General features: G+C 42.4%; 17 protein-coding genes. 9 read left to right on the top strand and 8 right to left on the bottom strand.

Annotated elements, in window-relative coordinates:
- Positions 1–74: 74 nt before the first annotated feature.
- A complete protein-coding gene (locus tag F8R90_RS11100; protein WP_230966249.1) occupies positions 75–221 on the bottom strand; it encodes a hypothetical protein in 147 nt (48 codons plus the stop codon).
- A 118-nt stretch (positions 222–339) separates the two neighbouring features.
- Here F8R90_RS11100 and F8R90_RS11095 point away from each other — a divergent pair, with 118 nt between their 5' ends.
- Complete coding sequence (locus tag F8R90_RS11095; protein WP_196510780.1) at positions 340–1,353, top strand: glycerophosphodiester phosphodiesterase; 1,014 nt, start codon at positions 340–342, stop codon at positions 1,351–1,353.
- A 74-nt stretch (positions 1,354–1,427) separates the two neighbouring features.
- Here the strand turns inward: F8R90_RS11095 and F8R90_RS11090 are convergent, their stop codons facing one another.
- From F8R90_RS11090 to F8R90_RS11075, 4 genes are all read right to left on the bottom strand, one after another.
- A complete protein-coding gene (locus F8R90_RS11090) occupies positions 1,428–2,123 on the bottom strand; it encodes an SAM-dependent methyltransferase (protein ID WP_196510779.1) in 696 nt (231 codons plus the stop codon).
- A 209-nt stretch (positions 2,124–2,332) separates the two neighbouring features.
- Complete coding sequence (locus F8R90_RS11085; protein WP_196510782.1) at positions 2,333–3,448, bottom strand: iron-containing redox enzyme family protein; 1,116 nt, start codon at positions 3,446–3,448, stop codon at positions 2,333–2,335.
- Positions 3,449–3,878: 430 nt separating this feature from the next.
- Positions 3,879–5,717 (bottom strand): peptidoglycan D,D-transpeptidase FtsI family protein, encoded by a 1,839-nt coding sequence (locus tag F8R90_RS11080; protein ID WP_196510778.1) that lies wholly within the window; start codon positions 5,715–5,717, stop codon positions 3,879–3,881.
- Between the two features lie 308 nt (positions 5,718–6,025).
- On the bottom strand, positions 6,026–6,724 hold the full coding sequence (locus tag F8R90_RS11075) for a hypothetical protein (RefSeq protein ID WP_196510777.1): 699 nt from the start codon (positions 6,722–6,724) through the stop codon (positions 6,026–6,028).
- Positions 6,725–7,229: 505 nt separating this feature from the next.
- On the opposite strand from F8R90_RS11075, the gene F8R90_RS11070 reads away from it, so the two are divergent.
- The 3 genes from F8R90_RS11070 (at position 7,230) to glgB (ending at position 10,779) form a co-directional block, all read left to right on the top strand.
- Positions 7,230–7,424, top strand: a complete 195-nt coding sequence (locus F8R90_RS11070) for a hypothetical protein (RefSeq protein ID WP_190894479.1) — start codon at positions 7,230–7,232, stop codon at positions 7,422–7,424.
- A gap of 541 nt (positions 7,425–7,965) precedes the next feature.
- A complete protein-coding gene (locus F8R90_RS11065) occupies positions 7,966–8,298 on the top strand; it encodes a hypothetical protein (protein WP_196510781.1) in 333 nt (110 codons plus the stop codon).
- A gap of 189 nt (positions 8,299–8,487) precedes the next feature.
- On the top strand, positions 8,488–10,779 hold the full coding sequence (gene glgB / locus F8R90_RS11060; RefSeq protein ID WP_196510776.1) for a 1,4-alpha-glucan branching enzyme: 2,292 nt from the start codon (positions 8,488–8,490) through the stop codon (positions 10,777–10,779).
- A 1,025-nt stretch (positions 10,780–11,804) separates the two neighbouring features.
- Here glgB and F8R90_RS11055 read toward each other — a convergent pair.
- Complete coding sequence (locus F8R90_RS11055; RefSeq protein ID WP_196510775.1) at positions 11,805–13,034, bottom strand: tetratricopeptide repeat protein; 1,230 nt, start codon at positions 13,032–13,034, stop codon at positions 11,805–11,807.
- Positions 13,035–13,905: 871 nt separating this feature from the next.
- Here F8R90_RS11055 and F8R90_RS11050 point away from each other — a divergent pair.
- The 4 genes from F8R90_RS11050 to F8R90_RS11035 all read left to right on the top strand — a co-directional run bounded on the left by F8R90_RS11050 (position 13,906) and on the right by F8R90_RS11035 (position 19,457).
- Entirely contained in the window at positions 13,906–15,399 is a 1,494-nt protein-coding gene (locus F8R90_RS11050; RefSeq protein ID WP_230966248.1) for a sensor histidine kinase, read from the top strand.
- A gap of 20 nt (positions 15,400–15,419) precedes the next feature.
- Positions 15,420–15,848, top strand: coding sequence for a response regulator (locus tag F8R90_RS11045; RefSeq protein WP_196510774.1), 429 nt, complete (start codon positions 15,420–15,422; stop codon positions 15,846–15,848).
- Between the two features lie 75 nt (positions 15,849–15,923).
- Positions 15,924–16,961: a sensor histidine kinase gene (locus F8R90_RS11040; RefSeq protein ID WP_196510773.1), complete on the top strand. Its 1,038-nt coding sequence runs from the start codon at positions 15,924–15,926 to the stop codon at positions 16,959–16,961.
- 21 nt (positions 16,962–16,982) lie between these two features.
- The gene (locus F8R90_RS11035) at positions 16,983–19,457 is read left to right on the top strand and encodes a GGDEF domain-containing response regulator (protein WP_196510772.1); all 2,475 of its coding nucleotides are present in this window, start codon (positions 16,983–16,985) and stop codon (positions 19,455–19,457) included.
- A 418-nt stretch (positions 19,458–19,875) separates the two neighbouring features.
- Here the strand turns inward: F8R90_RS11035 and F8R90_RS11030 are convergent, their stop codons facing one another.
- Positions 19,876–20,340, bottom strand: coding sequence for a hypothetical protein (locus F8R90_RS11030; RefSeq protein WP_196510771.1), 465 nt, complete (start codon positions 20,338–20,340; stop codon positions 19,876–19,878).
- Positions 20,341–20,505: 165 nt separating this feature from the next.
- On the opposite strand from F8R90_RS11030, the gene F8R90_RS11025 reads away from it, so the two are divergent.
- The gene (locus tag F8R90_RS11025) at positions 20,506–21,411 is read left to right on the top strand and encodes a YihY/virulence factor BrkB family protein (protein ID WP_196510770.1); all 906 of its coding nucleotides are present in this window, start codon (positions 20,506–20,508) and stop codon (positions 21,409–21,411) included.
- A gap of 184 nt (positions 21,412–21,595) precedes the next feature.
- On the opposite strand, the gene F8R90_RS33830 is transcribed toward F8R90_RS11025, so the two are convergent.
- Positions 21,596–21,865 (bottom strand): transposase (locus F8R90_RS33830; RefSeq protein WP_196510769.1); only part of this gene is annotated, 270 nt, incomplete at its 5' end.

The following is a 21,865-nucleotide window of genomic DNA, read 5'->3' as shown; positions in this document are numbered from 1 at the left end:
TTCACTACGACTATCCCTCCCCCTGCTCCCTGCTCCCTGCCCCCTGCCCCCTGCCTTATTGCAACAATAATTATTTACGCCGACTTACTTAAATAAGTGGAACCTGCATCACAATAGTCACCATGAGCAATAATCTCAATCCGAATCAAGGGAATTTCATCTATCAGTCTGGTAACGGTATTTTTGATTTTTCGCCGTACCTGGGTAAGGCAAGGGTACACTCCCAGTTGTATCAAAACTGAAAACAATTTCAATATTATTACTTGCCATCCGCTCACCTAAATTAATATTTAATTTTTTTGAATTTTTAACTTACAAAATTACAAATGGTACCCAATTATGGTTAAAAATTTTGCAGGTAAGCCCCCAATTATAATTGCTCACCGAGGCGCTAGTGGTTATCGTCCAGAACATACTTTAGCTGCTTATGAATTAGCAATCGCGCTGGGCGCTGATTATATTGAACCTGATTTAGTTTCCAGCAAAGACGGTGTTTTAATTGCTCGTCACGAAAATGAGATTTCCGAAACCACCGACGTTGCTAGCCATGCAGAATTTGCTCACCGTCGAACCACCAAAATTATTGATGGCGAATCCAAAACTGGCTGGTTTACTGAAGACTTTACCCTGGTAGAACTTAAAACACTACGAGCCAAAGAGCGAATTCCTGAAGTGCGATCGCAAAATACCGCCTATGATGGACTCTTAGAAATTCCCACTCTCCAAGAAATCATCGATTTAGTTAAGGCTAAAAGTGCCGAAATTAATCGTGCGATCGGCATTTACCCAGAAACTAAGCACCCAACTTACTTTAAATCTATTGGGTTAGCCCTAGAAGAACCCCTATTGGCAACTTTGACAGCCAACGGTTATCAGGGCGCTAATGCACCTATTTTTATTCAGTCTTTTGAGGTGAGTAATTTACAAGATTTATCTACAAAGACAGATTTACCTCTGGTGCAATTGCTGAATAACAGTGGTAAACCTTATGATTTTGTCGTTAGTGGCGATGAACGCACTTATGCAGATTTAGTCACTGCATCAGGTTTAGAAGAAATTTCTAAATATGCACAGGCCGTTGGTATTCATAAAAATTTACTGGTTCCGAGAGACAGTAATGGTAAATTGCAATCGCCTACATCTTTAGCCATTGATGCTCATACAGTTGGTTTGCTGGTTCATGTCTGGACTTTCCGCAATGAAGACTGTTTTTTGCCACTGGACTTTCAAGGAAATCCCCAAGGGGAATATGAGCTATTTTTGAGCTTAGGTGTTGATGGCGTATTTAGCGACTACCCGGATACGGCTTTTGCTATGAATGAAAATTTTCGATTTAAACTTTGTTCTCCATAAAATCAAATTTGCAGCCATCAAAAAGAAGATTTCCAACTTTTATAAATAAGTCGGGAATCTGAGTCTATGGATTTTCACAAACTAGTCATAACCTGAGTTAATTGATTAGATAAATCAATTACAGAATCCTGGCATTTGTTAAATAAAACGCCAGCTAAAAAATAATAATCGCCAGAATAAAATGCCATCTTGTTTTTTCTGAGTTTTTCTATGTGGTTCTTTACCTTGGGATCAGAGCTATAGTACCCGAATTGCAAAGGTAATACCATGAAATTTTGAACACAATAACCGTTCTGTTTTGCTAGGTTTAGGGTGCTTGTTGGATTAGAAAAACTAGATATTAAAACCAACACATTTTCATAACCTAACGACAAAAGATCGTTGGTAACTGTGGCTCCATCTACGCCCCCAAATAAGAGTGGCATATAAATATCATTATCTGGTGCGGGGAGATAGGGTGGATTGGCTACAAGATACTCAGCATCGGGTTGAGAAGAATTAAACAAACATGAATTATGAATTATGTATTTATTAGTGAGATTATATTCATCAATGGTTGAATTTGCGACTTTCCATGCAGAGGTATTTAATTCAAATCCCTGAATTACCCCATCAAACTTGTTTTTCAATAAAGAATTAATTACAGGGCTACCATCTCCTGATCCAAACTCCACAATAGATTCGTAGCTTTTGCAATTTCTGATCACAAAACTGTCTAAGCAGTTTGAGTAGAAATTAGATTCTTCAGGGCAAAAAAAGATATCTTTCATTTGACTGCAATTTAAGGTATAATCATCAATGTAATAAAAAGTTATTTACTGCTTTAATATCAAGTCAATAAATAACTATTCCTTTAGTCAAGAAGTTTTCACTAAAGAAATTGGGTTGTAGGTGGATTAGCAATAGGATGATTTAGAAACATCAAATTAGAAACGCCAGAAAAACTCTCAGCTTTTTAATTTCTAATTTTTTAGATTTCTTAAATAAGTAAGCCGCATTGTTTGGCTTCGCGTATAGATCGCACAACAGCAGTACCGACGCGATCGCTCATGAGTTTCTGCTGGTCGTAACCAAGCACCAGTTCCCATGCATCATTGGGATATCGTTCTGCTAATGGCAAAGCCACATCATCTAACATCCAACGGCCGTGGCGTTCATCTTCTCTGATGTGCAGTTCCCAATAACCCACCGCTACTTCTGAGAGTCCTAGCCGTTGCGCCGCCATCATATAATTTTTGTAAACCGCAGGGCCAGCCACTTCAAAATAAGTCAAACCACCGCTGTAACGCAAGAAATAGCGTTTGCGTTCAGTCACCAGAAAATTATGATTTGTAGAAGCCAAAACTTCCCAAGGTACTAAATCGAAATATGCCTCTGGTTCAGTATTCATTCCAAATTCAGCAAGCATTTGGGCAAAAAATGTAGAGTGCTTGCGTGATAAACGACCATTGCCGTATTCTTCTATTAGTACTCGCATCAGGGTACACTGCACTTCATTAGCAACACCACCCAAAATGCGCGAAAGATGACTAGCTTCAACCAAGCCATCAAAAGAGCCGATCGCTAGCAGGTGACGATAGCCGGCTTCAGTCATTTCCTCACGAATATAGCGACTACTGTCCGACAAAGGCGGATCTAAATCGGCAGATGTGCGCTCAATTAGCGCTTGTTTTACATCCAATTGTTGCAGTGCAGCCACATCGATTTGTGCCAGTTCCCACTTTTGCCAAGCAGCTTCAATTTGGTCACGACATGAGCACAAGTAAAGCGATCGCTCATTGATATAGTGCCGCAAATCGTCGTACCAAAACAGTTTTAGCCGATTAATTCGATAAAGTATTCGTTGGAGAAAACGGTGAGCCTGTTCATCAGAGCGATCGTTTTTATAGGCGGCGCGAATTGCCCTTGAGAGCGCCTGTTCAAACTCACTAGCTATTGCAGGTTTTACATCTAGTTGATGATCCAAATCCTCCATTGCTAGCAGTTCTATAAATTGCTCCTCAGCACGGTCGTAGTTGGTAATTGTTCTTTCTTCTGCTTGCGTGCTCTTTTTCGCAACTCCAGCGTTAGGAAATATAACTAAATTGCTTTGCATGGAATCTTTGGTAGATTTGGAAAAGTAAGAAATTAGTTTCATCTCTAATACCTAACTTCCCACATGAGTAGCTTTCTCTACCTCTTTCCTTGGTTATAAAGAAAGATTAAGTCTAGAGGAAAAAAGAAAAGGGGCATTGGGCATTAGGAAGAGGAATTGGGGACAAGGGGAAGGGAAAGACTTGTTGCAAGTTCTCACTTAAGTCACCTTGTCCCCTCGTCTCCCCTGCCCCTCTGCTTCCTCATCTCCCCACTCCCTACGGCAATACGCTTGGGTTAAGGCTTAACTCTTTGTCAAACAAAGTCAATTTTTTAACGTAGACGCGGAGCGGCTTGCCGCAGGCTACCGCAAAGGGCGCAAAGGGCGCAAAGGAAGAGAAGAAAGAGAATAAAAGGGAAGAAAGGAATGCTTAACTGAACTGTATTGCTCCCTACGGCGCTTTCGTCTGCTGCTCAATATCCTTACTGGGCGGAATCTCCTCAAGAGGAATCAGTGCTTCGATCACCGACTTCACAATTGGTGCGGCGACAGTAGAACCATAGGCACTTTCTCCTTTTGGCTCATCCACCAGTGCGAACACTACATATCGAGGAGATTCCACAGGCAAAATAGCCACGAAGCTGGTCATTCTAGCACCCTTGATGTAGCCACCATTAGGACTTGCTTTTTGGGCTGTACCAGTTTTACCAGCAATGCGATATCCCGGAATTTGTGACGGCTTCCCGCTACCTTCATCAACAACAGTTTCCATCATTTCCACAACCTTTTGGGCTGTTGCGGCTGAGAAAATTTGGCGTGGTATGGTGCGAGAGGGTAAATCATGCATCTGCCCTTTGGTATCAATCAGCCCTCGAACTACATGAGGTGTTACCAACTTCCCACCATTGGCTAAAGCACCGTGCATTTGCACTAGCTGTAACGGTGTCAGAGAAAAGCCTTGCCCAAAGGAAGTAGTAGCTGGTTCAATTGGTGAAGCGATAAATTCTTCTTGACTTTTGAGCCGACCACCAACTTCAAAAGGTAAATCTGTATCAACTTTTTGTCCTAGCCCCAAGCGTTCTAGCCAGTTGTAGTAGATTGAAGGCTTTAAACGTTGGATAATTCGTACCATGCCAATGTTGCTGGAATTTTGCAAGATTTGAGCAATGTTGATTTGCCCATAACCATTGTTCATAGCATTTTTGATGGTGTAATTAGCTACTCGAATGGAACCGGAGTCATTAAACATATCATCTGCTTTGATGACACCATTCTCTAGAGCGATCGCCACATTCAAAGGCTTAAAAGTCGATCCCGGTTCATAAAGATCCGCCACCGTCCAGTTTTTAAATAGCGAGATATTAGCTTTAGCGTATTCATTAGGGTTATAGGTAGGCTGAGAAACGAGGGCGAGTAAGGAACCATCCAACGCATCCATTACAATTACCGCCCCACGTTTAGCGTCAAACTTCTCCATCTGCTGTTTGAGCGCAACGCGGGCAATTCGTTGCAGACGGCTATCGATTGTGAGTTGCAGCCGCAAATCATCAAAATGTAAAAAACCTTCGGGCGCATGATCCGGCATCACGGCCCCATTACCCGACCGACTGAGCCGCACCGTTTGCACAGGACGTTCTAGCAACTTCTCTTGAGAGTATTCCACACCCGCTTGACCACGACGGTCAATATTCACATAACCCACCACGTCAGAAACCAAATCGTCTGACGGATAAAATCGGGAGTATTTTTGAATTAACTCCAAACCATTTAAGCGCAAAGAAGTGACGCGATCAATAATTTCTTCGGGTAGGGCTGGAGTAAGTATAATTCCGCTTCTTTTGCTTTGAAAAGTTTTTACCAATTCAGCAGTATCTTTTGCCAATATTGGGGCAAGTCGCTCTGCTATCTCTTCATTAGACTTATCAAACAGCTTGGGATGAGCGTACAAAGTATATACAGGACGGTCAATCGCCAACAGATTACTATTGCGATCTACCACCGGGCGACGGGGCATAAAAGGTCGCAAATTCATCATTTGCTGGTTTCGTGCCTGCTGGGTTAACTTTGGGCCCTTGACAATTTGCAGATTATACAATTTGATACCCAAGCCCAACCCTGCTGCCATTAATATGCTCCATACTATGAACAGTCGGGACTTGGTGTTGGATGTTTGTTCTTGGATACTAGAGGCAAGTGTCCCCAAGAAACCTCGTTTAGAACCCTTCTGTCGCCTTTTGAATGCTGGATTCCGAAACTTTCTGAATTTTGTTCTACTTGGTGACTTCTGCATTGAGTTCGTCCTTTGTCATTAGTCATTTGTCATTTGCCACAAGTCTGAGTCGTAACGACTAATGACTAATGACTCTTAGCCTTTTACCTATTCTCCAAAATCAAGCTACAGATGTAAGAGGTGGGAACTCAGATTACAGCGTTTTTCATATAACTTTTGAACCACAATCTTTGCAAAGGAGGCACAGTTGCCCCTACAGTATGATTGAATTACCTGAAAATTGCTGTAAATCTGACCTTCTGAATTACGAATTACGTTAGCGTAGCGGTAGCGAGTCCGCGAGCGTCATTACGAATTACGAATTACGATTAATACCCCAGTGGCGAGAGTGTTTGCTGTTGCGTTTCAGAATTTGGCGTTGTATTAGACGATACTGGCTTAGGGCTATGAGATGCTGGAGGTAAGAAAATCATCCCTTGAGGAGTCGGGGATACCAGATTTGCTGTTGATTCTTCTGCGTCCTTAGCCATTTTATTTATCAACGTCGCGTTGGTTGTCGTCAGCAGCCGCTCATGACGTTGGAGGTTTTGCAGTCTGCGATATGACTTACTCCAAAGGTCTTGAGAATATACCGTCCAGCCATAAACAGCAAGTGTCGATGCTACTAACAAGAACGCTAAAACGGTCGAATAACGATGAAAGGTATACAAGCGCAGCAACCACAAAGGTGCCGCCCCAGAATTAGGCATTATGGGAAAGCGAAGAAAACCTACTCCCGGAGTCTTCTGGTTTGCACTAGACTGCTCATTGAGATTTGGCACTTGTTGTCTATCCAAGTGTTTCACCGATTTGGGTATAACTGCCTCATTTGTGGGAGAAACCGCGAGATTTTTCGAGGAACGCTGTCGTCTTTGAGAGGATACTGGTGCAGCTTTGGCAGCGGCTAGAGGAGCGCTCTGGGCTGCCGACTCCAGACGCGCAGAGCGTCGCCTTCCTAAAGAAAGGATAGAATCTCGCCGGAACCAATTACCCCTTGTAGAAACAGCAGATTTACGAGCAACTACCATAAATTTTTTAGATGGAAAATACTGTACTTTAGATTGATTGTCTTAATTGTCTGTTTTTGCTTAGGTTAAAACCGCCTTCTGTGCAATAAGCACACATAACACACTACACCCTTTTAACTGTTCTGATAGGTAGCTGTACCAATGTTTGCATCCTCTAAATATTGCAATGTTTGCAATCAGCGATTAGCAACTGGACAGCTTGTACTTTAGGTATTGCAACTAAAGTATGGCAACGCGGAGCAGCAAGGTGCAATACTCCGTGAAAAAAATAAAATTTTTTGCTATGATAGCTCGGTTTGCTAAAAAATTTGGTAATCTCCGTTTTGCTCCTGAATTAAGAGAAACTAATCAGATGGCTGTATGATAACCAATCCGAAAAAGAATACCCCAAAGGATTGTTTTTTTGAAGTATGTAATCTCACAGGATTAAAAAAAAAGCAATAAATACGGTATCGTATTCAACAGGTGAAAAATTGTTCTAGCCACAATTGGTGAAAGAGGAGTTATGAAAACAAAAATCTTTGGTTTGGCTCTAATGTTAAGTCTGGCTACAATTCTCGGAGCCTGTGAAGGTGGCGGTGATGGTGCTGGTACTAGTACTCCAGCTGCTACAGGTGAACCAACTGATGCACCTCCTGTTGGGTCTACACCTGCTACTACTCCCGCAGTGACTCCCGCTACCACTGCTACTCCTAAATAAGGCATCTTAAACTTTAGTTTAAATCACGCCTAAAACTGCTTAGTGACAAAGTTCCTCACTACATAGCTTGAATTAATTAGGTTCACGTGAAAACCTACATCCTTATGTTGGTGTATCAGAGCCTAGATTGCTCAAAATCAGCTAAGTAGGGTAGGAAGTAGAGGACACTGGTGAAGAGGATTATGTCCTCAACCAAGTGTCCCACTCAAATTTGCACCTAACTGAATCTTGTTCCACGTTCAAACGAGTAGAGTTCTGTAAATCTAAGCTATCTTGTAGGCAAAGTAGTTCTTTCGTTTGGTGCTGGGAATGCCTTAGATTCCTAAGTTTTGATCGGGCAAAACAATTAATCGCGATCGCTGGCAATTGCTCTTGAGCATTCCCTGTAGTCTATTCTGTATCAGAAGAGACCTGGTGATGTCCCTTGATATTGCCAGATTTTTATTGGGAAAATTCTAATGTCTAGTTTGAAAGTTGGGCATTGGTCATTGGGTGCGTGAAAAACAGATTTTCATCCTGCGTTGTGAGCGCAGTTCAGGAGATGGGGAGAGTTAAAGCGAGAAAGTTAATAAAATTACTGGGCTTAATTGTGATTACCGCAACCTTTGTTATATTAAATAGCAATTGGGGATCAGTAGTAATAGCATTACCGCCACCAGAGGATACGCCAGAAGAAATATTACGCACAAAGATTATCATAGAAGCGCGATCGCCTATTGATGGAAAATTCCTAACAGCTGCCGAATACATCCAATTACAAGCCCAGCTGCAAAAAGCCCCGCCACCAAAACTAGATCCCAAAATTCGGGAACAGATTTTCTTGCTTCGCATACGTAAAACGTTACTTCAGTTTTTCCCATTTTTAAATTTTTGATAAATTACTCAAGGGTCAAAAGTCAAAAGCTTTCCCCCATCTCCCCCACTCCCCACCTCCTAAAAAGACTGATGTCTCATTCTGATGTAGGATAACGGTGGCGACAAAATTGCAAATAAATGTAAAGAATATATATAGATATTAAAAAAGTAGATTTAGTCAATCACGTTATTTCACTTAGGTAGCTTCATGTCCATGACCACGATCGCCCCTGAACAGGTTAACAGCATCGTTTGGAATCAGCATAACGATCCCTTTGAAATATTAGGTTCTCATCCCATAGAACAAGATGGCAAAACTGTCTGGGCTGTGCGGGCCTATCTACCAAATGCAAGTGCAGTATGGGTGGTTCTTCCTGAACAACGCAAGGAATACCCAATGCAAACAGTGCATCATCCCCACTTTTTTGAATGCACGATTGAAACCGCAGAACTGGCAAACTACCAGTTACGGATTAAAGAAGGGGAACATGAGCGAGTCACCTATGACCCTTACGCTTTCCGTTCTCCTAACTTGACAGACTTTGATTTGCATTTGTTTAGTGAAGGCAACCATCACCGGATATATGAAAAACTGGGAGCGCACCCCACGGAGATAGGTGGCGTTAAAGGCGTTTATTTTGCCGTTTGGGCACCCAATGCTCGCAACGTTTCATTGTTGGGAGATTTCAACCTCTGGGATGGACGTAAACACCAAATGCGTAAAGGCCCCACCGGGGTTTGGGAATTGTTTATTCCTGAAATCGGTGTGGGAGAGCATTACAAATATGAAATCAAAAATTTTGAAGGGCACATTTACGAAAAATCTGATCCCTATGGTTTCCAGCAGGAACCCCGCCCAAAAACCGCATCCATTGTCACTGATTTAAATTCTTACAGTTGGAGTGACAAAGACTGGATGGAGAAGCGGCGTCACAGTGACCCCCTCACCCAGCCTGTCTCAGTCTATGAAGTGCATTTAGGCTCTTGGTTACACGCTTCGAGTGCGGAACCAGCTAAACTGCCAAATGGTGAAACTGAACCTGTAGTTATCGTTTCTGAACTTAAGCCCGGCGCACGCTTCCTTACCTACCGGGAACTAGCTGACCGACTCATTCCTTATGTCAAAGAATTAGGATACACCCATCTAGAAATGCTACCCATTGCGGAGCATCCCTTTGATGGTTCTTGGGGCTATCAAGTAACTGGCTACTATGCCCCCACCTCCCGTTTTGGCAGCCCCGAAGATTTCATGTATTTTGTTGATAAATGTCACCAAAATGATATAGGAGTAATTGTAGATTGGGTTCCCGGTCACTTCCCCAAAGATGGACATGGTTTAGCTTTCTTTGATGGTAGCCACCTCTACGAACACGCTGACCCCCGCAAGGGCGAACACAAAGAATGGGGTACTTTGGTTTTCAACTACGGTCGCCATGAAGTTAGTAATTTTCTCGCAGCAAATGCCCTCTTCTGGTTTGACAAGTACCACATTGATGGGATTCGTGTTGATGCTGTTGCCTCAATGCTCTATAACGACTATTGCCGCAAACCAGGAGAATGGTTGCCCAACCAGTACGGCGGCAGAGAAAATCTAGAAGCAGCAGATTTTCTGCGTCAGGTAAATCACATTATCTTTAGTTATTTCCCTGGTATTCTCTCAATTGCTGAAGAATCTACTTCCTGGCCAATGGTATCTTGGCCCACCTACACAGGGGGACTGGGCTTTAATTTGAAGTGGAATATGGGCTGGATGCACGATATGCTGGATTACTTCAGCATGGATCCTTGGTTCCGCCAGTTCCACCAAAACAACATCACCTTTAGTATGTGGTATAACCACAGCGAGAACTTTATGCTGGCTCTGTCCCACGATGAAGTGGTGCATGGCAAAAGCAATATCATCGGTAAAATGCCGGGGGATACATGGCAAAAGTTAGCTAATATCCGTTGTTTATTTAGCTATATGTTTGCTCACCCAGGCAAAAAAACCATGTTTATGAGCATGGAGTTTGGGCAGTGGAGTGAGTGGAATGCTTGGGCAGATTTGGAGTGGCATTTATTGCAGCATGAAGCCCACCAACAGTTAAAAACGTTTTTCCAGGAATTGAACCATCTCTACCGTTCTGAACCAGTTTTGTACACCCAGGATTTTGCTGAACCTGGGTTTGAGTGGATTGACTGTAGCGATAATCGCCATAGTGTAGTTTCCTTCATCCGTCGTGACAAGGATTCTGATGATTTTGCGATCGTTGTTTGCAATTTTACACCACAACCCCATTCTCACTACCGCATTGGTGTACCGCAAAAGGGATTTTATACCGAGTTGTTCAATAGTGATGCGCGTCAGTATGGCGGCAGTAATATGGGCAATTTAGGCGGTAAGTGGACGGATGATTGGTCTTTGCACAGTCGTCCCTATTCGCTGGATTTGTGTTTGCCACCTTTGGGAGTATTAATTCTCAAGTTGGATAAGAAGAAGACTGCTGAGGCATTGGAATAACGATGAAGGGTGGGCGATGCCCCACCCTACATAAAATAAATTTCACCTATTCACAGCTACTCATCTCAGTTCTCTAGTAGACATCTCTAGAAATTAAATATGCGTTATCTAGAACTCTTGTAGAGACGTAGCAGTGCTACGTCTCTACATTCTTTTTTACCAAATCTATGGCGATTTCTCAACCTGACAATTCAGTCCATGTGGAAAAGCTAACGATTAACCTCCTTCCCGCATCGGGAAGGGGGGGAAACTCAAAGTCTCTCTCCTTTTAGGAGAGAGAAATAGAAGTGAGGTTTTACAGATACCGTGAAAAGTCAGATTTCTTAACTAGCGATCGCGCTCTGTATTTACTAGTGTAATTTCGTGTATTACTCAAGAAAATGGGAGCTTGAAAATTTCTCTTACTGGACATAAAGATGCGGTTATTTCTGTTGCTATTACAGCACTTTGCAACTAAATGAGGTACAGAACCAAGGATTCACAAATCAAATTATTCTTCTTCCTCCTGCCTTCTGCCGACGCTCGCAGACTCGCTACCGCTACGCTATCCTGCCTCAAAACCAGCGACTTTGTACCTCATGTAAAAGAAAACTGCTGTATATCTTGCCCAAATTCAAAGATACAATGCGTTGCAAATTGGTGAAGTATTAATTAATTTGGGCAGGTATTGACACAGAATTTGCATGGAGTAATTATTGTTAGCAACATCAAAGAGGATTTTTATTAGTTGAAATCAAAACCCCCCAAACCAAATAGATAATTTGGCTCAGGGGATTTTGCTATGTGGTGTTCCGAGGAGTTATTCGGATCTATCACCTTAAAAAATAGTTGTGGAAATATCAGGTAGGAATCGGGTAAAAATCGGGTATATAATCAAAAGCCAGAAATTAAAGCTGCTTCAGGCGATAGCTTAGTCCGTGAACTGTCTCAATAAAATCATTAGCAGCTTGTAACAGAGGTGATAATATTGGCACTATTGTAACTAATCAAGTTTTTCAATTCCCATTCAACTATCTAAATATTAGCTACAAATTTGCTTTCGAGACTTTTTCAATTTGCCCAGTAAAGTATGCTTCCTGATGTTTGAGTTGTTGCGCTATTTCTAATCCTTTTTGAAAAGCTGTTAGTGCTTGAGGAAATTCTTTGTGTTCTAGATACAATTGCCCGATTTGATCATAAGCTTGCATCAGCCCGTAAAAGTTGGCGGCTTGCGCCTCCGTCTGCACAAGAATTTGGCTAGCCTGCAAAGCCTCGTCTGTTTGTCCTTGAGAACGGTACAGCGCAATTAACTTTTGCAAGGCTTCACCAGCCCGAACGTACTCCTGTAATTGCCAAGCTGTGATATAAGCTTCTTGATAATTGTTAAATGCTTCTAGCAGTAAGTTAGGGTTTTCCGTTGCTAGAGATTCGTAATTTGAAGCGATCGCTAGCTTTAATTCTGGTATTTCAGTAAGATTATTTTCATTGATGTAAATTTCTGCTAATTTATTAAGTACATTCAATGACTGCTGCGGTTGTTTTGTCTGCTCGTAAATGTAAGCCAGCCGTTTCAGATATGTTACCTCGTTTACACGTTCGCCTTGAGAAGTAGCTAAACCCAACAATTCCTCGTAGATTGGGGCGGCTTTGGGATAATCAAACCAACTCAAATGTAGTTCCCCAATTATCTTTAGGTTTTCTACTACTGCGGTTGTATTTTTTTGCTCTCGCACCACTAACAAAACTTGGTCATAAGCTTCAACAGCTAGTTTAGGTGATCGCACATTTTGGTAAGCCTCGCCTAGCGATCGCCACAATTCTAGATCAATTTGGGCAGTTTTTTTCTGAGATTGTGCCTGCTTTTGAATTGCTTGCAATCGCTGCGTAATATATTGTACTTCTTGCCCATCATTTTGCTGCCAAGCGATCGCCCCGACTCGTGATAGTGCTTGCACCTCTGCTAATGAACCTAAAAAGCGCCGCAAGCGAAGTTCCCGGTTCCAAATTTCAAACGCCGCCACCTGATCTCCTGCTTGCAGTTTCGCTGCTCCTTCTTGATTTAATGCATCCAGCGCTGGTTCTAACTTTTGCTGTTCTTGGAGAGTTAACCGCTGTTTATCCTTGGGCAAACGTGGTAGCAGTGGATCGGGTGTGGTAATTTCTAGGGGACTAGGTGGAAATCTATCCGGTGGTGTGGGCTTTTTAGTCTGTGCCAGCGTCAAGGAACTGCTAAAAAGCATAGCAGCAGTCACAATCACAATTAAGCGCCTGAGCATGGTTACTTTACCTTGCCTTGAGTTATTTACATGAGTTAATTATCCCCATGCCCTATTATTTTTACCTTATTTCAGCAATTCCGAAGTCGTCACAGTCATTAGTCATTAGCCATTCATTAAGTTAGTTATTCTTCCCCTTCATCAATTACGAATTACGAATTACGAATTATTTTGTCATTAAGGATTAATTAAGTTAGTTATTCTTCCCCTGCTCCCCTACATTACCTAATGTCTCTATCTAGTCTACGTATTAAATAAGTCAATTTAATATCAAGCTAGTACAACCAAAGATTTTTAAGTGCAATTGCTGATATCACATAGCACATCGATATAATTTATGCAAGCGAAAATCTCTTGAAGATCGCTGGGGAAATATACTGAATAATTGAACAAAATTTATTATTTGCCTTGCTAACGAGTCAGAAAATATACGCTCACAATAATTACCTAATATAGATATCCTTTATTAGAGCTAGTTTGCTCTAGAAGTTAAAAAACTTGGTATCAGCTAGCACGACTATGACAAGTAATACCGTGAAAAACTTTTGGCATTGCTGATTTAGAGTATGGATCAAAAGATAGAGATGCGATATATCCCGTCTCTATATGGGTTTTGACATTAAACAAAATTCTTATTGAGCAAGCCAATTTTTTCATGGGTATTGTTTGGTGGAACGAAGATATAGCCGCTTACTGGGGCTGCTAGTCACCCTTCTCCTTCCGTGCAGGACGCTATGCGTAGATCCCCGTAGGAGTACGCGTCTTCTAAGTCGCTAACGCTGTACTAATGGGCTATTAACCTTCTACAGGGGTGGCTCAACGTTTTTACCACTTTAGTTAGCGGCTACTTTTTCAACTAGGAAGGTAAAAAATGGAATGGGCTATTTACAAAAAGAATACGGGCAGTTTTGTAATAGCAGTGGCAATTATGGCTGGTGTTGGCGTAGTCTCGTATCTTAGTTTGCTTCAGTATAGAGAAAACGCTCAATTGGTCACACATACGCGCGAGGTGCTGGAAAAGACTAAAGAAGTAATGTCACAACTCAAAGATGCAGAGACTGGACAACGGGGCTATCTTCTTACGGGCAAAGAACAGTATCTGAAACCGTATAGCAGTGCAACTGGCGAAATTGCTCAGAAACTTAAGGCTCTGCGCCAATTGACTGTGGATAACCCCAATCAACAACGGCGGCTCGATCGCCTTGAACCCATGATTGCCAAAAAACTAGTTTTGATCGAACAGGCGATTCAGGCGAGGAGCAAAAATTTAGAGTCCGCGTTGCGAATAGTTCAGACAGATCAAGGACAGCAGATCATGGAGGACATCCGAATGCTGACTACGGCTATGGAAAACGAAGAGAATGAGTTGTTGAAACAGCGGACAATGGAGGCGAACGCCAGCGCTCATCAAACAACTTTGCTGACTATTTTTGGCAGCGTTATAGCTTCTGCTATCGTTGGTTTAGCAGCCATGATCACCAATCAAGAACTCGTCAAACGCAAGCGGATGGAAAATTCTCTGCAAAAGGCTCGTGATGAGTTAGAAATAGAGGTTAACAAACGGACTGCCGAACTGAGAAACACTAACGAAGAATTGCAAACTGAAATTAATGAGCGTAAAAAGGCGGAGTCAGAGATTCTGCGCCTGAACGTCCAGCTTGAGCAGCGAGTTGCAGAACGCACAGCACAACTCGAAGCGACTAACAAAGAGATGGAAGCATTTAGTTATTCTGTGTCTCACGATTTGCGGGCCCCCTTGCGGAGCATCGATGGCTTTAGCCAAGCGCTACTAGAAGATTATGCCGATAAGCTAGACGGGGTAGGTCAAAACTACCTCCAGCGAGTGCGTGCAGCCACCCAGAGGATGGCACAACTGATCGACGATTTACTGAATCTGTCACGATTGACGCGCAGTGAAATGCGGCGTGAGGAGGTTGATCTGAGCGCATTGGTAGAGGCGATCGCTACAGAGTTGCACAAAACACAACCAGAACGCCAAGTAGAGTTTGCGATCGCGCCGGGATTAGTTACCAATGGCGATGCTCACCTGTTACGGATCGTGCTAGAAAACCTACTGGGTAATGCGTGGAAGTTTACAGGAAAACATCAAAGAGCAAGGATAGAATTTGGGCTTTTGCAGCAAGACGACACCCATGTGTATTTTGTCCGTGATGATGGCACAGGCTTCGATATGGCTTATGTTGAAAAACTTTTTGGTGCTTTTCAGCGCCTGCACGCCATGACTGAGTTTGAAGGCACTGGCATCGGACTAGCTACTGTCCAGCGGATCGTTCACCGTCATGGTGGCCGTGTCTGGGCTGAAAGTGCAGTAGAGCAAGGCGCAACATTTTACTTCACCCTTTAACTATAAGGAAAATATACAACATGATTCTACTAGTAGAAGACAATCCTGACGATGAAGCGCTAACCTTACGGGCACTGAAGAAAAACAATATTATGAACGAGGTAGTGGTAGCACGCGATGGAGTACAAGCCCTAGATTATCTCTTTGGTAAAGGTGTGTACGCCGATCGCGACATGAGTGTTATGCCCCATCTCATCCTCTTGGATTTGAAGTTGCCTAAAATGGATGGTCTGGAAGTTTTGCGACAGCTGCGAACCGACGACAGGACAAAAATCCTTCCTGTTGTCATTCTCACTTCTTCCAAGGAGGAGCAAGACTTAATCAATGGCTACAGTTTGGGTGCTAATAGCTATGTTCGCAAACCAGTAGACTTTTCCCAATTCAGTGAAGCAGTGCGCCAACTAGGGTTGTACTGGTTTGTCTTAAACGAATCACCCCCAAGGGTATAAATTTCCAATCCTCCAAAATCAGGTTATAGATGCAAGGCTGACTTTCTTAATTACGAATTACGAATTACGAATTACATGGGTATACCTCTGCGCGTATTACTTGTTGAGGATTCAGAAGACGATGCTTTCTTGCTGCTGCGTGAACTGCAACGTGGTGACTATGAAGTAACCTTTGAACGGATTGATACACCCACAGCCATGAAAGCTGCGATCGCAGGGCAAACATGGGATATCGTCATTTGCGATTATTCCATGCCCACTTTTAGCGCCCCTGCTGCATTGAAGCAGGTCAAGGAAAGTGGGCTTGACCTGCCATTCATTATCGTCTCAGGAACTATTGGTGAAGATACCGCAGTAGCAGCCATGAAAGCTGGTGCCCATGATTATATTATCAAAGGCAATTTAGCACGACTTATCCCTGCTGTTGCCCGCGAGTTACGTGAGGCACAGGTGAGACGGGAGCGTAAACAAGCAGAGGAGCAAATTAAAGCATCGCTTCAAGAAAAAGAGGTGCTATTGAAAGAAATTCATCACCGGGTAAAAAATAATTTACAGATTATTTCTAGTCTGCTCAACCTACAAGCAGAGTATCTCAAGGACAATCAAGCCCTTGAGGTATTCAAAGATAGCCAGAACCGGATTGAATCAATGGCTCTGATCCACGAAAAACTGTATCAATCTCAAGACTTGGCAAGGATTAATTTTGCTGACTATATCCAAGATTTAATAACTAATTTGTTTTATTCATATAACGTTAATTCCAGTGCTATTACTTTGAAAATGAATATTGAGGAGGTTTTTCTAGTCATTGATGCAGCTATTCCTTGCGGCTTAATTATCAACGAACTTATTTCAAATTCCCTAAAATATGCCTTTCCCCAAAGAGAAATGGGAGAAATTTGTATTGACTTTTGCTCTATAGAACCCAATTTATTTACACTTACTATCAGTGATAATGGTGTCGGTTTTGCCCAAGATTTTGACTTTCAAGCTACAGAATCATTAGGTTTGCGATTAGTAAAAGGTCTAACACATCAACTACAAGGCAATATCGATTTTATCAGCGATAACGGAGTGAAGTATAAAATTACATTCCCGACTAAAGATTTCTAAATTTATCAGTTAAACAAAATCATGAACCCAGTAAATATATTAATTGTTGAAGATGAAATCATCGTGGCAATGGATATACAAAATCGGCTAAGGAAATTTGGATACACTGTTCTGGGACTTGCCGATTCTGGAGAAGAAGCAATTAAGAAGGCAGCAGATGATTCTCTAGATTTAGTTTTAATGGATATTCATCTCAAAGGGAAGATGGACGGTGTGGAGGCCGCTCAGATAATTCATAATATTTTTAATGTTCCAATAATATATCTTACTGCTAATGCAGATGAATCAACATTGGATCGAGCAAAGGTAACAGAGCCATTTGGCTACATTCTCAAGCCTTTCAAAGAAAAAGAATTAAAATTCACTATTGAAATTACCCTTTCCAAACATCGAACGGAAAAAAAATTAAAGCAGAATGAACAATGGCTGACTACTGTACTTAAAAGTATTGGAGATGCTGTAATTACTAGCGACGCATCTGGAACTGTGACTTTTATGAATCCTATTGCGGAGGTAATGACGGGTTGGAATTATTCAGATGCGTTCGGTAAAGAAGCAACAGAAGTATTCAATATTACTCATGAAAAAACTCGTGTAATAATTGAAAGTCCGATAACGCAAGTCCTTCAGTCTGGCGTTACTGTCGGTCTACCAGAACAGACAATACTTATTGCTAGAAACGGTGTAGAAATACCAATTGATGATAGTATTGCACCTATTAAAGATGACAACGGTAACATCACGGGTGCAGTTTTGGTCTTTCAAGATATCACCGAGCGTAAGCAGATATTGGAGGCACTAGCGCGTCGCCAGCAAGAATTCAAAGCACTAGTTGAAAATGCACCCGATATTATTTCCAGATTTAACTCTCAATTGCGCTATGTTTACGTTAATCCAGCTATTGAAAAGGTTACAGGGATATCAGCCGAAATATTTATCGGCAAAACAAACGCAGAGTTAAGTCTGCCGGAAGAATTTTGCCGGATATGCGATCGCAAGCTCCAGCAAGTTTTCCAAACTAAGCAAGAGACAGAGTTTGAATGCAGTCTAGCGATCGCTTCCCAAACAAGACATTACCATACCCGGCTTGTGCCTGAATTGGCTAACGATGGTTCAGTATATTTTGTCTTGAGTATCGCTCGCAACATTACTGCTCTAAAACTTGCAGAGGCGCAATTAATTTATGATGCCTTTCACGATATATTAACCGGTCTGCCAAACCGCGCCTTATTTCTTGAACGGCTAGAGCGTGCGCTCATGCTGGCAAAACGACGTACAGACTATACATTCGCTGTTCTCTTTCTAGACCTAGATCGCTTCAAAGTTGTCAACGACAGTCTCGGCCATATGATTGGCGATCAACTACTAACTGCCCTGGCTCGCAGATTGGAGAATTGCCTGCGCTCTGGAGACACAGTTGCCCGTTTAGGGGGAGATGAGTTTACAATTTTGCTTGATGATCTCAACAACATCAATGACGTAACAGGTGTAGTGGAGCGAATACACGAAGCTTTGACATCTGCGTTCCAACTCAGCGGGTACGAAGTATTTACCACCGTCAGCATTGGCATCACCCTGAGCAAGGGTAGTTATAACCATCCAGAGGAACTCCTGCGCGATGCTGACATTGCAATGTATCGCGCTAAGGCATTGGGTAAGGCACGCCATGAGATATTTGACTCAACCATGTACAGCCAAGTAACAAAACTATTAGAGTTAGAGATGGATCTACGACGGGCAGTTGAACGCCATGAGTTTCAGGTTTACTACCAGCCAATTGTTTTGTTAGAAACTTGCAAGATTATTGGCTTCGAGGCTCTTGTTCGCTGGCAGCACCCACAACACGGATTAGTTCCTCCTGACAACTTTATTCCACTGGCGGAAGAAACTGGGCTGATTATCCCTATTGGTTATTGGGTACTGGGCGAGGCTTGTCGGCAGATGCGGGCTTGGCAAATACAATTTCCTACTGACCCACCCTTGACAATCAGTGTCAATCTTTCCACTAAACAGTTTTCACAACCTGGATTGATTGAGCAAATTAACCAAATTATCCAAGACACTGGTCTAGAAGGCGGCAGCTTAAAACTGGAAATTACCGAAAGTGTACTTATGGAAAATATTCAATCAGCAGCTTTTATGCTCTTGCAACTGCAACAAATGAATATCCAATTACACTTAGATGATTTTGGCATAGGCTATTCATCCTTGAGTTACCTGCACCGCTTTCCAAGTAATGCCTTGAAGATTGATCGTTCGTTTATTACTAAGATTGGTGCTAATGGAGAAAACTTGGAGATTGTTCAAGCGATCATCACCCTAGCACAGAGTCTAAATATAGATGTAATAGGAGAGGGTCTAGAAAATGTAGAACAACTGACACAACTTAGAGCGATGAAATGCAAATACGCACAGGGATATTTTTTCTCCCAACCCCTTGATAGCAATTCGATAGAGACATTAATTGCATCTGGCATTCAGCCGAGACAAGGATAAGTAAGTCGGCACAATAAAACCAAACTGTGTGAATAAAAGTAAACAAGGCTCAAACCCTTTCTCCCCCTGCTCCCTGCCCCCTGCCCCCTGCCTTTTTCCAACGATAATTATTTACGCCAACCTACTTAGCGTTACCTATACCACTCTCAATACGGTTCGGTTAAAGGGCAAAGGGAAAAGGGGAAAGGTTTTGAATACATCCTTTACCCTTTACCCCTTACCCTTTCCCCAGACCACAAGGAAAGTGAAAAATGCTTATCCGAACCGTATTGATACCACTCTGCTGTTCGGTTAAGGTTTATTTGATGAAAATCACAAAGACGCGATAAATCGCGTCTCTTCTTTTTCCCCATCTCAGTTGTGGTCTAAATACCTAAAAACTGCTGTAACAATTCAAAAACACTGAAGTTCACGCGCGTCATTGACTCTTTTTTTCTCCTCCGGCTCGTTCCCGTGTCAAGCTATCAATAGCATCACCCAAGGCAGTAGTCAAACTATTGCGCGTTTGGGCATGGTTATCCTGCTCAGTTTTCAAAGCTTGCAAGAGGCGATCGCGTTCTTTGATTACGGCGATGAGTTTAGCTTGCAAGTCCTCCACAGATTGTAGTTGTTCTATTTCTTGTTGGATCGCAATTACTGGTGTCCCAACAGCCAATGTGTCGACCTCATGACCCTGGAGTTTATGTAGGTCTGCCTTGAGCGATGCGATCGCTTGTTGGGACAGTTGGGCATCTGTACGCCGTTGTTCTGCTTCTGTGTTGTAAAGCTGACGCCATTTTTGGGCACTTTCCCAAGCCGCATCGCGATCGTTTTGAAGTCCCGCCATCTGCTCTTTGAGTACCTGGATTTCTGTCAACCACTGTTGTGTTAAATCTTGATTCATAAATAAATAGTCATTAGTTATTAGTCAATGGTCATTAGTCATTAGTCATTAGTCAAGAGTCATTAGACTTCCCACTCGGTGTTGTTGCGGTAAAAAGATAGATGCGATCGCTACGCAAAATTTGGCACAGTAGTTAATAAAGTCAACCAGTTTTAACTCTAAATCATGCCAAAGCCTCGTTTTTTTCGCTTCTTTCGCCACCTCAATTGGCGCACACTCAAAAAAACTTTTGCCAGGACAATCGAAAGACGACTGATGGGACTGGCCTCAGAAATCGCCTTCAACGCCATGTTATCGTTGTTTCCAGCAATTCTTGCTGTCCTCACAGCCATTGGTTTGTTGGCAGAATCTTTGCAAGCCACCTTTAAACAATTGGCGGTTCAACTCAGTCAAGTCCTACCTGAAGAAGCCCTGATTCTGATTCGTGATTTTGCCACCACAGAAATTACCAATTCTAGAAATAGTGGTTTATTTTCTCTAAGCTTTGTATTAGCAATTTGGACTGCTTCTGGGGCGGTGAGTACCGCTATGACCGCCTTTGACCAAATCCATCAAATTCCTTCAGAAAAGATCCGTCCCTTTTGGAAAGCCAAGCTCGTCTCTCTGGGATTAACAGTCGGTACTATGTTGCTTTTAGTGCTGGCTTCTTTCTTAGTGTTTACCAGTGACCTACTGTTGGGAATGGTAGTACGCGGAAATGGTTCTTTGATTTTCTTGTTGCATCTTTGGCAGCTGTTACGCTGGCCTTTAGCTTTAAGTATTGTTGCTGTCGCCTTTAGCTTTGTCTATCGCTATGGCCCAAGCCAGTGGAACCCAGGTACGCCAATGATGCCTGGAGCAATTTTAGCAGCTGTTTTCTGGGCAATGTTGTCTGCCCTATTTCGGCTTTATGTGGCGAATTTTGGTAATTATAATAAAGTCTATGGTGCTGTAGGGGCTGTGATAGTTTTAATGCTCTGGCTGTCGATGAGCGCCGCTGTTTTATTAATTGGTGACCAGTTGAACGTAACTGTGGGCGAAGATATGCGCTCAAAAGCACAGTCACAATCTAACGAAAAATATATTAATTAGAACCTATCCCACTAATAATATTTTGTTAATCCAGATGTGAATGGTAGCGAGGTCAATGAATGCGTCAAAATAAACCTTTTGACGTTCTCATCTAACAACGAGACGAGGGTATTTGCGTTGATACCAAGCAAAACACCGCTCCTGCTGAAATCTCGGAACGGATATTTTACAGCATCTACGGCTGTTATGAGGTACAGTAGCAGCAACTAGCAAACCAGTTTCTTAAATGTTGAGGATTTATTAATTCGAGTGCAACTGAGATTAGCTTATCAATCATTTCTGTTGTAGTTGGAGCGAAACTGCGTAAAAAAGATTTAAGTTGTGACCACCATAGTTCAATTGGATTAAAATCGGGGGAATATGAGGATAAACAGATAACTTTCGCACCTACAGCTTCAATCATTGGCACAATTGAATCTAGTTTATGTGCGGATAAATTATCCATCACCACCAC

Origin of the sequence: Nostoc sp. NZL (assembly GCF_015714705.1) — a bacterium.
GTDB classification, from domain to species: domain Bacteria; phylum Cyanobacteriota; class Cyanobacteriia; order Cyanobacteriales; family Nostocaceae; genus Nostoc; species Nostoc foliaceum_A.
This window is presented reverse-complemented; position numbering and strand designations above follow the sequence as displayed.

What these genes read in the sequence shown, in the direction of transcription:
- F8R90_RS11095 (WP_196510780.1), top strand. Translation starts at nt 340, where the DNA reads ATGGTTAAAAATTTTGCAGGTAAGCCCCCAATTATAATTGCTCACCGA.
- F8R90_RS11090 (WP_196510779.1), bottom strand. Translation starts at nt 2,123, where the DNA reads ATGAAAGATATCTTTTTTTGCCCTGAAGAATCTAATTTCTACTCAAAC.
- F8R90_RS11085 (WP_196510782.1), bottom strand. Translation starts at nt 3,448, where the DNA reads ATGCAAAGCAATTTAGTTATATTTCCTAACGCTGGAGTTGCGAAAAAG.
- F8R90_RS11080 (WP_196510778.1), bottom strand. Translation starts at nt 5,717, where the DNA reads ATGCAGAAGTCACCAAGTAGAACAAAATTCAGAAAGTTTCGGAATCCA.
- F8R90_RS11075 (WP_196510777.1), bottom strand. Translation starts at nt 6,724, where the DNA reads ATGGTAGTTGCTCGTAAATCTGCTGTTTCTACAAGGGGTAATTGGTTC.
- F8R90_RS11070 (WP_190894479.1), top strand. Translation starts at nt 7,230, where the DNA reads ATGAAAACAAAAATCTTTGGTTTGGCTCTAATGTTAAGTCTGGCTACA.
- F8R90_RS11065 (WP_196510781.1), top strand. Translation starts at nt 7,966, where the DNA reads ATGGGGAGAGTTAAAGCGAGAAAGTTAATAAAATTACTGGGCTTAATT.
- glgB (WP_196510776.1), top strand. Translation starts at nt 8,488, where the DNA reads ATGTCCATGACCACGATCGCCCCTGAACAGGTTAACAGCATCGTTTGG.
- F8R90_RS11055 (WP_196510775.1), bottom strand. Translation starts at nt 13,034, where the DNA reads ATGCTCAGGCGCTTAATTGTGATTGTGACTGCTGCTATGCTTTTTAGC.
- F8R90_RS11050 (WP_230966248.1), top strand. Translation starts at nt 13,906, where the DNA reads ATGGAATGGGCTATTTACAAAAAGAATACGGGCAGTTTTGTAATAGCA.
- F8R90_RS11045 (WP_196510774.1), top strand. Translation starts at nt 15,420, where the DNA reads ATGATTCTACTAGTAGAAGACAATCCTGACGATGAAGCGCTAACCTTA.
- F8R90_RS11040 (WP_196510773.1), top strand. Translation starts at nt 15,924, where the DNA reads ATGGGTATACCTCTGCGCGTATTACTTGTTGAGGATTCAGAAGACGAT.
- F8R90_RS11035 (WP_196510772.1), top strand. Translation starts at nt 16,983, where the DNA reads ATGAACCCAGTAAATATATTAATTGTTGAAGATGAAATCATCGTGGCA.
- F8R90_RS11030 (WP_196510771.1), bottom strand. Translation starts at nt 20,340, where the DNA reads ATGAATCAAGATTTAACACAACAGTGGTTGACAGAAATCCAGGTACTC.
- F8R90_RS11025 (WP_196510770.1), top strand. Translation starts at nt 20,506, where the DNA reads ATGCCAAAGCCTCGTTTTTTTCGCTTCTTTCGCCACCTCAATTGGCGC.